14 protein-coding genes are annotated in these 13,934 nt (G+C 40.1%); 10 read left to right on the top strand and 4 right to left on the bottom strand.

Features of this window, described 5'->3' with window-relative positions:
- Positions 1–35: 35 nt before the first annotated feature.
- A complete protein-coding gene (locus tag IM797_RS12665; protein ID WP_194127492.1) occupies positions 36–614 on the bottom strand; it encodes an RNA polymerase sigma-70 factor in 579 nt (192 codons plus the stop codon).
- 149 nt (positions 615–763) lie between these two features.
- Between IM797_RS12665 and IM797_RS12660 the strand changes: the two genes are divergently transcribed.
- The gene (locus IM797_RS12660) at positions 764–1,327 is read left to right on the top strand and encodes a hypothetical protein (protein WP_194127491.1); all 564 of its coding nucleotides are present in this window, start codon (positions 764–766) and stop codon (positions 1,325–1,327) included.
- Positions 1,328–1,333: 6 nt separating this feature from the next.
- On the opposite strand, the gene IM797_RS12655 is transcribed toward IM797_RS12660, so the two are convergent.
- From IM797_RS12655 to IM797_RS12645, 3 genes are all read right to left on the bottom strand, one after another.
- Complete coding sequence (locus IM797_RS12655; protein ID WP_228098832.1) at positions 1,334–2,557, bottom strand: sterol desaturase family protein; 1,224 nt, start codon at positions 2,555–2,557, stop codon at positions 1,334–1,336.
- A 125-nt stretch (positions 2,558–2,682) separates the two neighbouring features.
- Positions 2,683–4,209 carry an ATP-binding protein gene (locus IM797_RS12650; protein WP_228098831.1) on the bottom strand — a complete coding sequence of 509 codons (1,527 nt, stop codon included), beginning with the start codon at positions 4,207–4,209 and terminating at the stop codon, positions 2,683–2,685.
- Between the two features lie 139 nt (positions 4,210–4,348).
- On the bottom strand, positions 4,349–4,984 hold the full coding sequence (locus IM797_RS12645; protein WP_194127490.1) for a DUF6266 family protein: 636 nt from the start codon (positions 4,982–4,984) through the stop codon (positions 4,349–4,351).
- A gap of 790 nt (positions 4,985–5,774) precedes the next feature.
- Between IM797_RS12645 and IM797_RS12640 the strand changes: the two genes are divergently transcribed.
- From IM797_RS12640 to IM797_RS12600, 9 genes are all read left to right on the top strand, one after another.
- Entirely contained in the window at positions 5,775–7,769 is a 1,995-nt protein-coding gene (locus tag IM797_RS12640) for a hypothetical protein (RefSeq protein ID WP_194127489.1), read from the top strand.
- Positions 7,770–7,798: 29 nt separating this feature from the next.
- Positions 7,799–8,527, top strand: a complete 729-nt coding sequence (locus IM797_RS12635; protein ID WP_194127488.1) for a hypothetical protein — start codon at positions 7,799–7,801, stop codon at positions 8,525–8,527.
- A gap of 13 nt (positions 8,528–8,540) precedes the next feature.
- On the top strand, positions 8,541–9,488 hold the full coding sequence (locus tag IM797_RS12630; RefSeq protein WP_194127487.1) for a gliding motility-associated C-terminal domain-containing protein: 948 nt from the start codon (positions 8,541–8,543) through the stop codon (positions 9,486–9,488).
- Position 9,489: 1 nt separating this feature from the next.
- Entirely contained in the window at positions 9,490–10,473 is a 984-nt protein-coding gene (locus IM797_RS12625) for a type IX secretion system membrane protein PorP/SprF (protein ID WP_194127486.1), read from the top strand.
- 132 nt (positions 10,474–10,605) lie between these two features.
- Positions 10,606–11,541, top strand: coding sequence for a hypothetical protein (locus tag IM797_RS12620; protein ID WP_194127485.1), 936 nt, complete (start codon positions 10,606–10,608; stop codon positions 11,539–11,541).
- A gap of 87 nt (positions 11,542–11,628) precedes the next feature.
- Positions 11,629–12,690: a sensor histidine kinase gene (locus IM797_RS12615; protein WP_194127484.1), complete on the top strand. Its 1,062-nt coding sequence runs from the start codon at positions 11,629–11,631 to the stop codon at positions 12,688–12,690.
- Positions 12,671–13,432 carry a LytTR family DNA-binding domain-containing protein gene (locus IM797_RS12610; RefSeq protein ID WP_194127483.1) on the top strand — a complete coding sequence of 254 codons (762 nt, stop codon included), beginning with the start codon at positions 12,671–12,673 and terminating at the stop codon, positions 13,430–13,432. The genes IM797_RS12615 and IM797_RS12610 overlap by 20 nt, the downstream gene beginning before the upstream one ends.
- Positions 13,414–13,713, top strand: a complete 300-nt coding sequence (locus IM797_RS12605; protein ID WP_194127649.1) for a hypothetical protein — start codon at positions 13,414–13,416, stop codon at positions 13,711–13,713. The genes IM797_RS12610 and IM797_RS12605 overlap by 19 nt, the downstream gene beginning before the upstream one ends.
- Positions 13,694–13,930, top strand: a complete 237-nt coding sequence (locus IM797_RS12600) for a hypothetical protein (RefSeq protein WP_194127482.1) — start codon at positions 13,694–13,696, stop codon at positions 13,928–13,930. Before IM797_RS12605 ends, IM797_RS12600 begins: the two co-directional genes overlap by 20 nt.
- Positions 13,931–13,934 lie beyond the last annotated feature (4 nt).

The following is a 13,934-nucleotide window of genomic DNA, read 5'->3' as shown; positions in this document are numbered from 1 at the left end:
GTGCGGGGCAACAGGTAGATGATTTGAAAAAAAAATTAAATATGGAACAAAAACAGGATAAACATGCTGACACCCATCTTCTGGCGCAGGGTTTTTAAGGCATTAGAAACCTGTTTGGACACGGTTTGTTCAGAAATACCCAATTTATCAGCTATTTCTTTATGAGATAGGTTTTCATTCCTGCTCAACTGGAATACTTCACGCATTTTTGCGGGCAATGCGTCGATCTCCAACTGAATAAACTCCAGAAGTTCCTTTTCATGAATCCGGTCATCTGCAGCTTTGGGGTCGCGGTCAATAAATTCCTGCAAAGAGTCAACATATTTAGTAGTCACCACCTTGTGTGCATAAAAATCGAGCACCCGGTTACGAACCATCGTATATAAAAAAGCGGTAAAGTTGGTGTCCTGAAGTACGGTTTCCCGTTTAACCCAAAGGGTGGTAAAAAGCTCCTGAATGATATCTTTCGCCTCTTCTTCGTCCCTTAGCTTTTTAAATGCATGAATATACAATACCCGGTAATACCGTTGGTAGATCGTTTCAAATGCAGTTTGATCACCTTTTTTTAGCAATAAAGTGAGTTCCTGATCAGAAAGAGTACCATATAACTTCATGTTGATATATCTAAAGCCAATGTTAATTATTTATTTCGACAATTGGGACAGGAAAATACCAACTTAATTGGAATGCATAATTATATATTTTTTTGGACTAGGGCTTTTGCCCCGGTTATTTGTCTATGTTTAAAGACCAAAACACATACATGAAGAAAAAACTATTGTTATTAGCGCTACTCGGAATATCTAAGTTAACGAACGCACAAGAAGCCAAAGTCGAAAAATCCGTATTCGGTATTCAAACCGGAGTCCTGGGACTTTGGGTCCACAATGAAAGCAGACTTGCTGATAAATTTGTACTCAGAACAGAATTGGGTTTTGACGCCGGAATTTGGGCCAACAGCTTTTACGATCAGACCGGATTTTTAATGGCCCCGGTATTTGTCGTTGAGCCAAAGTATTACTACAATATGGCCAAACGCCTGGAAAAAGGAAGAAGCGTTTCTGACAACGCTGCCAATTACTTATCGATAAAAACAAGCTACCATCCGGATTGGTTTGTGGTATCAAATTACGACAACATCAATGTCATCAGCGACATTTCTGTGATTCCAAGCTGGGGCATCAGAAGAAACCTGGGTAAACATTTCAATTACGAACTGGGACTTGGACTGGGTGTCCGTTACATCTTTGCCAAACAGGCTGGTTACGTAAAAAATGAGATCGACCTGGCATCAAATACGAGTTTTAAAATAGGTTATAAGTTTTAAAACGAATTAAAACTCATCATACCTTAACACATAATTGCGGTACAGGCGGCTAAAACGAAACACCTGTTCCGCAATTATTAGAAAAATCACCAGGGGTAGCAACAATTCGATGTAGCCGAAGCTCCAGAAAAAATACACCATCGCCACCAGCAACCGGAAACACTCCAGATTGAAAATCCATTTACGCTGCTCCATTAAAGCCCCGCAATTGATCAATGTCAACAGGACAAAACTGACAATGAAAAGTTTATCCGCGGGATGAAGTACAGTATAAAAACCTGTAATTAAAGTGAGCAGTACCACGCAGACCAGAATCTGCACATTTAAATATCCTTTGAATTTAAACCGGTAAGCGGTAGAAACCTTGTGCTGCAGGTATCTTTTTTCAAGCAGGGGTCTAATCTGCTGGTCCAGTCTGGCGGGATGGCCAAATACGATCTTCAGCTTTGCCCTTAAACCTGTTTCGGTTTTACAGGCAGCCAGAATTTCCAGGTAATAATGAAAATGCTGCCATAAAAAACTATAACTTTTAACGGGATGTGTGAGTCCGTAGGTAGGTGCCTCTTCCTCTTTTTGAAAAGTGCCAAACAGCTTATCCCAAAATACAAACACATCGCCGTAATTCTTATCGAGGTATTTCTCGTCACTGGCATGATGAACACCATGAATGGCCGGGGAAACCAATATGTAGTCAAGCCAGCCCAAATTTTTGATCAGCTGGGTGTGCGTAAAAAAAGAATAGGCACCATGAACCACCAGAATTACGATCACCATGGCTGGATGAAAGCCCAGTAAAGGAATTACGCACCAGAATACATTTCTGATCAATGCCTGAAAAATTGTAATCCGGGCCGATACGGTATAATTAAATTCTTCACTTTGATGGTGCACAATGTGAGCTGCCCAAAGGATATTTACCTCATGGCCAAGTCGGTGATACCAGTACCAGATCAGGTCGGTAACAAGGATCAGTGCAATCCATACCCACCATTGGTTAGGAATATTGAAAATGGCATGGTGCTTATAAACCCAGAAGAACAGGTTGTAAAAACTTGCAGAAATGAACAGATTAAGCAGCCGCTCTGCTATACCGATGCTCAAATTGGATACCGAGCTTTCATATTTAAATACACTTGCCATATTGCGTTTTATGGCAACCTGATATTCTAAAAACAGAAAAACAAAAAATGCAGGAATAGCAAAAGCCAGGTAGTTAAAATGTTCCATCATATTTATTTAAGCATTTTTTCCAGACCGTAAGCAGGTTTCACCTTAAGGTGAATTACTGCTCAAGACTGTTCATGTAAAACAAATATAATAAATACTACTAAATTACTAGATTTAATTCGAACTACTTAAATTTCTTTAGACAAATATGCTTCAACAACCCTATTTTCAGAAGAGAAACTAATGCCTAAAGCGATTTTTTTGCGCTGATCAGCAGCATAGGGTTGTAAATAGTTGGTATTTAAGATTTGGTCCAATGCTTCCTCTGCAGTCCCGTCACGCTTCAACTCTATCACATAAATGTATCGGTCCGTTTTCACCAGAATATCACAACGACCTTTATTGCTATGAACTTCAGTTTGTACATCTACGCCAATCTTTTGAAAAGTAAGCAAGGTAATAATATGGAAGATCGATTCTGTATCAGCACGCCAGTGATCAAAAGGTATACTACCAATTACTGCATTCAATGCATTGATGATTCCGGGAATATCATTAGCATTCAGAGAGAGCAAAAGATTACCAGTCTCTTCAGATGAGGTATTGGGGAAAACACCCCGATAAGCACTGAGTAAATTATCTAACAAGCTGTCCTTTACTTCCAGATTTGGGTAACTTAAAGTGTAATTTCTGGTCGTATTGTCGTAATGTTTTATGGTTAAATACCCTGTTTGAAATAGCAGTGGCACTGATAAGAGATTTGTAGGATCAAAATCCCCTAATTTGTTTTCATTACTACTTACATTTTCAAAATTATACTCTCCCTTTAACCTTATTCCTTTAATTAAAAAAGTTGGTGACCCCGTTGCAAACCAATAATTCCTAAAAACAGGTTCGGCCATAAAGTTCAACAATGAAAATGGATTGTATACCTTAGTCTTCGCATCCCAGGAATAGCCATTATACCAACTTTTGATCGCTTCAAGTATATTTCCATTTTCCTGCTGCAATGAAGCAATCTCCTGTTTAAAATTATCTTCCAGTTCTCTTTGGGTTATACCAGCGATTGCACCAAAACGTGTAGAAAGCGTAATGTCATTTAAATTATTCAAGTCAGAAAAGATGCTCACCTTGCTGAAACGACTCACGCCGGTAATCAGTAAAAAACGGATATGTGCATCAGCGCCCTTCAATATAGAATAAAAATTACTCATAATCTTCCGGTGCTCTTCAGCTTTAGAAAGGTTATCCAGGTAGTCTATAATGGGTTTATCGTATTCATCGATCAAGATGACGACCTTTCCATTGACCGAAGCCTTTTCAATCAATTCTCTGAATTGCTGATCATAGGTAACAGCAGTTAAGTGAATGCTAAGTTTTCTTGCTGCTATCTCTAATGCATTGTAAATTGCAGCAGTCAAACCCATTGTATTTACACCAATATCAGAAAAGGAAATATGGATCACCGGATTTTTCTGTTCCCAGTTCCAATGATTTTCAATCCACAATCCTTCAAAAAGTTCTTTACTACCAGAAAAGAGCTCATCAATTGTATCTACCAGCAAGGACTTCCCAAAACGTCTTGGGCGGCTCAAAAAGTAATAATTACCAGAATTAACGAGATCGTAAATGAGTTGGGTTTTATCTATATATAAAAACTCTCCTTCCCGTATTTTACGGAACGACTGCAATCCTATAGGGTACTTTCTGATCATATGAGCAAAGATACTAAGTTTTTAGGGAGTTAGGTGAGACCAGATCAATGTACTATCGAGGTAATCCCCATGTGAAAAGGAGATTACCTCGATAAATTACACCAGCAGTTACGCAAATTAACCACGTTTCCTAAAACAGCTATCCGTTAATAGTACCTAAATACAAACTATTTGCGGCCCGTTTGCGATCATCTGAAACAAAAGAAATATACACCTCAAGGCGCTTATCTCGTAATAACGATGGTATTTCAAGAACGTCCTGTCCTTGAAACCTTCTTGCTCCGTTCCATTTGAATCGCTTGTCCCCGGTGTCGGGTGCGTAAGCAAATAACATCACCTGATCTTGATTATCAGGGAATGAGAAACCTTTTTTACTCCAGGTAAACAGTAAACCATTTTCAACCATTTCTACCTTTGTCTCTTCCGGTTGCGGTAAATCCCCCGCGCTGAACACAAACTTCGGTAAATCAATTTCAACATCCGGACAAATCCCCTTTAAAGCATTTGGATTGTTGAAGGCAACAGCAAGGTTGTGATAGTTTTTTGTAGTCCCTTCGGCCATTGGACCAAAGCCTTTCTCAATCAAGCTGTCTAAACCGCTTAAAAAATCCATGACAACAGCCATTTTCAATTTGTTGTACAATTGCTTTTCGGTTAAGCGCTTTTTACTTTTACCAATTGTGCGAATAATGTCTTGCCCATTTAGTGAATAGCCAACTACGTTAGCCAATTTTCCATGTATCCCACCCAGGATACCGTTTTTTAATCTTGCCATCTTCTTATTTTGTTAATTGTTAAATAATTATTTAAAAAGCATTGGTCAGGTTGTTAGCCCCAGCAAGGCCCCAGAAACACCTGCAGAATGCCCCGGCAAGGCCCCCATAATTACGACGTTGATACGACTTAGATACCAACTGCATATAAGCTACTTCTTCCCTATTCTTTTTAACTAATGCTAAGATAATCAATCAATAAGCGTTTGTCAAGTCCCAAAGGGGGTCCTAACAGGGCCTCGGGAGGGTCCTACAACGCAAAAAAAAAGTGGCTTTAAATCTATTCAAAGGCAGTTTTATTTTTTCTAAAAAAAGCGCAGAATTCCACTAAAAAGACATTAATATGACAAAATTTATCCAATTGAATTGTCCTCACCACATCCCCTGCTTAATTGTCCCAGAATAACCAAATCATAAATTAACGTCGTTATCATACAGTAACCAAAATCTTATCGGAATTATAAATATTGATCGTTTAAGTATGGGGCATTCAAGGCTTCAGCGGCACTTTTTTTATGCTGAACAAAATGAATAAACGCAATATCGCGCTGAAAACACTAACGAACAAGGTTTTACTACCAGGGGCTTAAGCGGCATTTTTTACCCGCAGCTATTAACGGATTAAACCACAACTTAAACTGAACAATATGAACGAAAATTCATTGCTTTTCTGACCTATTTTTGATAGCGAAAACTAAAAAACAGCCAAATCAATATTAAAAAGGCAGTTTTTTAGATTATCTAAGATTGATGTCCATGCGCTCGTTCACAAGAAAAAACATATTCACTTTAATGCTACTGACAGCAATGTTAGTGGTAGCTGGAAGTGGTGTGGTTAAGGGGCAGGATTGTATTCCTAAAAAACGCAAATACGCTACTAATCAGAAATTTTACGGACAAGCATTATTAGGACTTCTTTTACCTGGAACAATATCAAATGACGGAAATGCTGTAGATAATGATTTAGCATCATATTCAACATTAACAGTAGATGTTGGGGTATTAAATCAAAGTCAAGCTACTCAATATTTGGAATTTACTAGTGGAACAAATTATATTCCTAAAAACACACCGGTTACTATAAAACTATCACTCCCAACCTCAATCTTAGGAGTATTAAATAATGTCTCACTTCAACCTTTTAATAACTTAAATTACTATGGCGGAGTATTGGGGGTTGGGGCTAGGTGGCAAGCAGATCCTGTTGGTAGTCCTTTTACAAGCTCTGCACTAGTTAGCTTAGTAAATGGAGTAGGAGAGCTTGAATTCACCGTAATTCCTTCGGATAAATATCAGGGAATCTGGATAAACGTTGGATCAGTCCTTGGAGTAGCTTTGTCAGCGCAAGTCTATCATGCCTACATATATGAAGATGATCTGACCTTACAAAGCTGCAACAGTTTTATTGACGTTTTATCTGGAGTGAAACCTGGATTAGTTGGAGGAATTTTAGATGCAACTGCCAGTGTAACAAATCCACGGAATGCAATAGATAATTTTCCATTAACAACATATGCAGAATTAAACGCTGGGGTACAATTAGTAGGTGAAATATTTCATACCAGTGTTTTAAAAATGCCTGCCCAACCTGGAGACGCAATAGAAATGATCATTGAAGATCCGGGTGGCGGCCTTCTAAATTTAAGTCTTTTGTCGGGATTCACTATTCAACTGTATAATGGATCAACGGCTGTTGGCTTACCAATATCTAGCAGTTCTACTTTACTTTCTTTAAGTCTATTGCCAGGCGCATTAATTGGAGAAACAAAGAGAAAGCTATTGATTTCACCGCCAACATCTTATGGAAAATATGACAGAGTTCAAGTAAAGGTTGGTGGAGTGGCCACTGTAGGCCTGGTTCCTGGTTTAAGAATTTATGATGTGAAAAAAGTTATTGTTCCTACATTTCTACTTGATGGAACATTAGGGAGTTCTAAAACTATATGTAAAGGCTCGACTGTTCAGTTAAAAATAAACGATAAACAAGATTGCACAACTTACAACTGGTACAATTCAGCATCTGGAGGTACAATACTATTGTCTGGTGATACATTTACTCCTTTGACTTCGACCCTTGTAAGTGGTACAAATATATTTTATGTCGAAGCTACAAGAACAAATTGCACCGAAACTTCTGGAAGGATTCCAGTTACCATTATTCTAAACGAAGTAACTGCTGGAACCATTTCTTCAGATCAATCAATTTGCTTAGGCTCTACCCCTACTCTGTTCACTAGTACATTAGCTACAGGCATTCCAACTTCAACAATTTCCTATCAATGGCAAAAATCTACTGACAACCTTACTTTTTCAAACATAACAGGAGCTACAAATGCTACATATGCTGAGCCATCAGCTATAACACAAACAACCTATTATCAGAGAATAGCATACTCTACAATAAATTCAAAGATTTGTGAGGGAATAAGTAACAAGATAACAGTAACGGTTAACAATCTTCCTACGATTACACTAGGTTCAAATCCTTTGGTTTGTGCCGGATTAAGTAGTACAAACCTAACCTACTCTGCTACAACAAATTCACCAACAACATATAGTATCATATGGAATACAGCAGCCCACACATCAGGCTTCGTTGATATACAGGACGCGACCTTAACTTCAACATCAATAGTTTTAGCTGTTCCAACTACGGCATCAGCCTCGACATATTTAGGCACGATTACCGTAAAAAACGTTAGTGGCTGTGTCAGTACGATTAACAATTTCAGCCTGATAGTCCACCCCAAGGTTGCTTCACCACATTTAAATATAACATCCAATTAACAAAAAAGCCAACTCTTAACAACAAGAACATGAAAACAAAAATTACATTTTTAAAAGCAAGCTTGGTAGCTTTATTTTTATTCGTTAGCAGCACTGCATGGTCAGCGACATATTACACCTGCAGTGGTGCCACCTTGAGTTTAACCACTCCGGTAGTTACAGGAATCACTTACACATGGGATGTAAAGCCTGCCGCAGGTGGGGCTTCGATTACTGGATTTCCTTCAGCAACTGCTCCTACGACCTTACCCGCGTCCGGCAGCTACACAGTTTATCTTAGTTCGGCACAAACAGTCCCTGGTTCAGGAATCTGTCCGGCTGACGTTGTAGAAAATACATTTATTGTTCTACCTTCCCTTTCGATTGCTTTAGTAGATCCAACCCATCCTTCATATTGTGCGGCTAATACAACTGTAGTTTCCTCAGACATAACGGTTACAGGTCCAGTACTCCCATCAACTAGCGGAAGTGATTTAGTTCTTGATTATACGTACAGTGTATCCGCTGTTACGAGTTCAGGTACCAACGTTGTAGACGGAACTACTGTTGGCACAATTGATCAGGCAACCGGAAAGTTTACTTTAACTACACTCATCCCTGGAGTTTACACTGTTACAGGAAAGGTTAAATACAAAGCTGCTGCTTCACCAACAAATACACTTCTTGGAACTGGTTGTGAAGCAACTTCGGCCGTAACCAAAGTAATTACAGTTATTGAGAAACCAACTGCCCCAATAATTACCATTAGCGCTAGTTAATAAATTGTAATCTATGCCTAACAGAAAAACAAGTTTTGTGTCAAGTCTGCTGTTGCTTTTAGCAACAGCCGGCTTTGCGCAATCTTCTGGCCCGCAAGTCGTGAACATCCCTCAGGGAAGTTCTGTGAAATTGCGCGCGAATTCTGTTAACGCAACAACCTACCAGTGGATCAAAGACGGCACTGCAATTACTGGCTCAACATCTATTGAATACACAGTAATGCTTGCAGGCACCTACAGCGTAGTCGCGTTTAACGCACAAGGATGCGCCTCAGATATATCCGAAGGCGTCATCATCAAAGTAGAGCCCCGTGGCAGTCTAATTGCCGATGTAAAAGTCGACAAAACTGCCGAAACCCGTGCCCTGACCATCAACGATCCTTTCGAATACCTGATTCGGGTAAGCAACAAAGGCAGCGCAGATGCAACACTGGTAAAAGTAGTGGATGTACTTCCACCAGAACTCAGACTGGAAAACTGGACCTTCCCTAAACTTGGCTCCGTAAGCTATAACAGCGGTACCAGAACCATATTGTGGGAAATCAGCAAACTGGACAATGGGCAATCTGACGATTTAAAAATTAAAGTTACGGCCATACAGCCGGGCATCATCAGGAACACAGCATCTGTATCGGCAAATGAAACCGATCCGGACTTATCAAACAATACCTCGGTAAATCAAAAGGACATAGCTGCGATAATAATCCCCAATGTATTTACGCCTAACGGCGATGGTTTGAACGACGTTTTCGAAATTCCTGGGCTCAATTATTATGAAGCCAATGAATTGACCATTATGAACCGTTGGGGAGGTACTGTTTATGAGAAAAAAGGGTATAAAAACGATTGGAATGCAGATGGCCTCAACGAGGGCACCTATTATTACCTGTTAAAAATTAAAACCGCCGCAGATAAATGGGGCGTTTACAAAGGTTATGTAACCGTTATACGAAATAAATAACATGAAACAGTTCATCGTATTTTTAGTTGCGCTCAGTATCATTCTTCCTGCAAAGGCACAGCAGGATTCACAGTTTACGCAATACGTATTTAACGGATTACACATCAATCCTGCCTACGCAGGGTACAAAGAAGAAATTTACATCCAGTCATTTTACCGCTCCCAATGGGAAGGTGTAAAAGGCGCTCCACGAAGCTTCTCCATTGCAGCCGACGGCGCTTATAAAGAAACCAATGTAGGCTTAGGTCTCATCGTTTCGAATGACCAATTGGGTGCCCAGACTTACCTGACAGCCTATGCCAATTATGCTTATAAAATCAGGTTGGGCGACAATGAAGACTCTAAACTATCTTTTGGGATAGCTGCAGGGATTATGCAGCTTGGCCTGGATGGCAGCAGATTAGAAGGTTATAAGCCTGGCGACCAGCTGATCAGTGTTTCCTCGCAAACCAATACGGTACCGGATGCACGTTTTGGCGTGTATTATGCCAACCGGGATTTCTTTGTCGGCTTTTCGGCAACCAATGTTTTGGCTAAATATATGGCTAAAAAGAACACCGATGACTTAATGGTTCCTGTACCTCAACCCCATTTTTACTTTACAGCAGGGGGCTTAATGACAGTTAATGAAGATGTCAAATTTAAGCCTGTGATTTTATTGAGCGACGATACCAAAGGGCCTTCGTCTTTAGATCTAAATGCCTTCTTCCTGCTCAAAGAAGCCGTATGGCTTGGGGCATTTTACCGCACCTCTTTCGACTTGTACAATAAAAAGAACCTACAGGCAGATTTAACCAAAAGGAATGCCATTGGTGGCATGCTTGAAGTTTTTGCCACGCAGAATTTAAGGATAGGATATTCTTATGATTATGCACTGAATAAGTTGCGCAACTACAATTATGGAAGTCATGAAATATCAGCTGGTTTTTACATTGGCCGCAATAATTTGAGAAGAGACCGCCAGTTGCGTTGCTATGATTTCTAAAGGTAAATTAGGAACGAAAAAAAGAAATCTTACTAAACTGATCAATCAGCTCAACCTTAAATTTGTCCGCTTCAGCAATAAACCACTTTCAAAAAACGGCACGACTACCCAGCTTTGTGGAAACACAATTGCATGAGATTTCCCTTACTGATTACGCTGATCATTTTTGCCACTACCCTGCAAGCACAACAAAATCGCTACCCTGCAGCCAACTCAAAACTGATTACCATTCAAAAAGATTTTTTTGGCGACGCAAATTATAAGCGTTACAGTAAGGAAGGAGATTTACAGCAGGAAGGAGAACTTTCAGAGCAACGTTTAAAAATTGCAGCTGTCATTCCCCTCTATACAAACAAACAGTTTTCAGTAACCACAGCACTTTCCTACACCCGTTCAAACCTCAGGTATTACCACAAAGAAGCATCTGGCCTGTTTCAAAAATCAAAATTCAATACCGACGATTTCGACGCTGCACTCTCTGGTATGTACCGCACTACATTGTTCAACAAACCGATGATCAATACTGCTACCGTGGTACTGGGTAGTTCCAACTTTTTCAACCCTAAAAAAATGACCGGACTGCTCTCCTCTTCGCTCGTTTTGAAGGCAAATGCGACAACCCTGACTACAATAGGTATTGCCATAAATTTAGATGGCTCCGGACTGATTCCTTTCTTCCCCCTGTTTTCTTACTGGCATAAACTCAGCAACAGCCAGTGGGAACTGGATATGGTATTGCCGCAAAGGGTAATGCTTAGGCGCCCGGGAGTGTTTAACGGTTGGTTAAGTACAGGAATTGAGCTGACCAACAATTCATTTTTCATCAAACAAGAGGCAGAAATGCAATACCGAAAAGGCAATTACGAATGGAACTCCAACGACATCAATGCCAGCCTGGCCTATGAGCGTTTCCTGGGTAAAAAAATATTGGTGGGACTAAAAGGCGGCTATAAAAGCTCTTTAACTACCCGATTATTAAAAGTAAACGACAAGATAGACAACTACAAATCCAGAACAAAAATATCCGCGCCATTTTTCAATGTCAACATGGGCTTTGTGATTAAATAAACATTACTCCTCAATCCTCAATATATTTGTAAGCAATGAACATCACCAGGATAGCTTCATCGCCGGTAAAAACGAATCGATAGACCAATGAAAACAAATCTGCCCCTTAAAAACCTGTTAAAATTAAACTCCTGTTTTTGCCTCGCAGTCAGTTTCTTTTTATTTATCGCTTCCTTTATGGAAGGCGAAAATTTAAACGGAGCATTGGTTAAAACCATAAACGCTTTATTGCTCATTGTATTAGTCAGCCTCGGCAACATTGGCCTGCTCATTTTACTGGATAAAAAAGATCCGGCACAATCCAGAAAATATACCAAACGATTTTACCTGGCCAGCATCACCTGGAGCATAACGGTGATCCTGGGAATCTATGTGATCAATCATTACCTGGCCGAACAAAACATCATCACAGCCCCCGCTCCGCTAAAAGCAAAAGGTAACATGCTTTACATGTACCTCGCTTTACAGGGTACATTACTCAATGGGATTGTGTTGCTTTGGCAAAACTATATCATTGTGCAGGACGCCAACAACAAAGCCAAAGTGGAAAACTCCAGGCTCAATGCCGCACGTTCCGAAGCGGCTACGCAATTGTTATTACAACAGATCCACCCACATTTTTTGTTCAATGCACTAAACATTTTAAAATCATTGATCAAAAGAAATCCGGAAAAGGCCGAAGATTACCTGGTACGCTTGTCCGACTTTCTCCGGGCCTCTGTTTCTGGCAACAAAAGCGGACTGGCCAGTCTGCACGATGAAGTTAAACTGTGTACCGATTACCTGGAGATGCAAAAAGTACGCTTCGGAGATGCACTCAGCTTCTCTTTTAATCTTCAGGATGCAGAAAACCGACGAAAAGTGTTGCCCGTATTTTCGCTACAGCCCCTATTGGAAAATGTAATCAAACACAATGAACTGACCGAAGCCGCACCTTTGAACATCAGCATTGATCAGCAAAACGATTGGATCACGGTGGTCAACAACATCCAGTTGAAAACGACTATTGAAGACTCAACCGGTAGCGGACTGGCCAATTTAGCAGAACGCTACAACCTCCTGTCTGGGGATGAAATTGAAATTAAAGACGACGGACACTCCTTTTCGGTAAGCTTAAAACTATTGAACCATGAAGATTGTAATCATTGAAGATGAAAAATTAACGGCAGAGGATCTGGCAGATGTGATTGTCAAACTGCAACCTGATGTGCAGCTGATGGCCAGTTTAAGCTCGGTAAAGGAAGGATTGGAATATTTTAAACACAATCCCGCGCCCGACTTGATTTTTAGCGACATACAGCTTGGCGATGGGCTAAGTTTTGACATATTTAAATCGGTAAACATTACCGCACCCATCATTTTTTGCACAGCTTACAATGAATATGCACTCAATGCATTCCGCACTACTGGAATTGATTACATATTAAAACCGGTAACGGCTTTGGCTGTAGCCCAGGCCATCAATAAATACCATACCTTACGTAAAGGGTTTGCTGCAGAACCGGTTTCTTACGATGCCATTTTTGAGCTTTTTACCCAGAAAAAAACCCAGGTAACCACATCCATCCTGGTCAATTACAAAGACCGGATCATCCCCGTTAAAACAGAACAGATTGCCTTGTTCTACATCCAGTTTGAAGAAACCAATCTCTTGAGCTTTGACGGTAAAAACTATGTGATCAACAAGAAAATGGAAGAACTGGAGCGCAGTTGCGGAGATGATTTTTTCAGGGTAAACCGCCAGGTTCTGTTAAACCGCAAAGCGATAAAAGATGCTGCACACTTTTTTTCGCGCAAAATGGTGATCAATCTCAATATTCCTTTTAAGGAAACCATTACCATTAGCAAAGAGAAAACTACACCGTTTTTAGATTGGCTGGCCAACAAGTAGGCTGGATTGTATTTTTACGTTTACCGGTAATTTCTGACCATTCGCCCCCATTTTTGTCTGTTTCAACAGGCTTGACCTTTTCAGATTACGATAAATCAGTCATCTTTAACAAGATTCCACTACCATCCTCTGGGACGCAAGGTACCGAAGATCTCTTGAATGACAACCTAAGCAAGAGCCTGACCAAAGCACCTGAACGGATCACACGGAATTCAAGAGGACTAATTAAGCAATATTTGAAAACAATTTTATTATTGAGTGATGAACGTAATTATTTTTAAAACGTCGGTACGCGATCGCTACGATCTGACCGCCATTAAAAACAAAATGGACGATTTACTGGGTGCTAAAAACTGGTCTTTTGCTTTGGAAGACGAGGATAAAATTTTACGGGTAGTGAGTGCAAAACGTTGTGTAGCCGCCGTAACCCGGGTATTAAAAACCTACGGTTTCTTTTGCGAAGAAATGCCTTACTCTCTGGATGAATTTAAAGTCTAGTGCT

The sequence above is a fragment of the Pedobacter sp. MC2016-24 genome (assembly GCF_015223055.1).
Classification (GTDB): domain Bacteria; phylum Bacteroidota; class Bacteroidia; order Sphingobacteriales; family Sphingobacteriaceae; genus Pedobacter.
The sequence above is the reverse complement of the archived record's forward strand: the minus strand, read 5'-3'. Positions and strand labels throughout refer to the sequence as shown.

Excerpts from the sequence above, each read along its gene's own strand:
- IM797_RS12665 (WP_194127492.1), bottom strand. The coding sequence starts at position 614 with ATGAAGTTATATGGTACTCTTTCTGATCAGGAACTCACTTTATTGCTA.
- IM797_RS12660 (WP_194127491.1), top strand. The coding sequence starts at position 764 with ATGAAGAAAAAACTATTGTTATTAGCGCTACTCGGAATATCTAAGTTA.
- IM797_RS12655 (WP_228098832.1), bottom strand. The coding sequence starts at position 2,557 with ATGATGGAACATTTTAACTACCTGGCTTTTGCTATTCCTGCATTTTTT.
- IM797_RS12650 (WP_228098831.1), bottom strand. The coding sequence starts at position 4,209 with ATGATCAGAAAGTACCCTATAGGATTGCAGTCGTTCCGTAAAATACGG.
- IM797_RS12645 (WP_194127490.1), bottom strand. The coding sequence starts at position 4,984 with ATGGCAAGATTAAAAAACGGTATCCTGGGTGGGATACATGGAAAATTG.
- IM797_RS12640 (WP_194127489.1), top strand. The coding sequence starts at position 5,775 with ATGCTACTGACAGCAATGTTAGTGGTAGCTGGAAGTGGTGTGGTTAAG.
- IM797_RS12635 (WP_194127488.1), top strand. The coding sequence starts at position 7,799 with ATGAAAACAAAAATTACATTTTTAAAAGCAAGCTTGGTAGCTTTATTT.
- IM797_RS12630 (WP_194127487.1), top strand. The coding sequence starts at position 8,541 with ATGCCTAACAGAAAAACAAGTTTTGTGTCAAGTCTGCTGTTGCTTTTA.
- IM797_RS12625 (WP_194127486.1), top strand. The coding sequence starts at position 9,490 with ATGAAACAGTTCATCGTATTTTTAGTTGCGCTCAGTATCATTCTTCCT.
- IM797_RS12620 (WP_194127485.1), top strand. The coding sequence starts at position 10,606 with ATGAGATTTCCCTTACTGATTACGCTGATCATTTTTGCCACTACCCTG.
- IM797_RS12615 (WP_194127484.1), top strand. The coding sequence starts at position 11,629 with ATGAAAACAAATCTGCCCCTTAAAAACCTGTTAAAATTAAACTCCTGT.
- IM797_RS12610 (WP_194127483.1), top strand. The coding sequence starts at position 12,671 with ATGAAGATTGTAATCATTGAAGATGAAAAATTAACGGCAGAGGATCTG.
- IM797_RS12600 (WP_194127482.1), top strand. The coding sequence starts at position 13,694 with ATGAACGTAATTATTTTTAAAACGTCGGTACGCGATCGCTACGATCTG.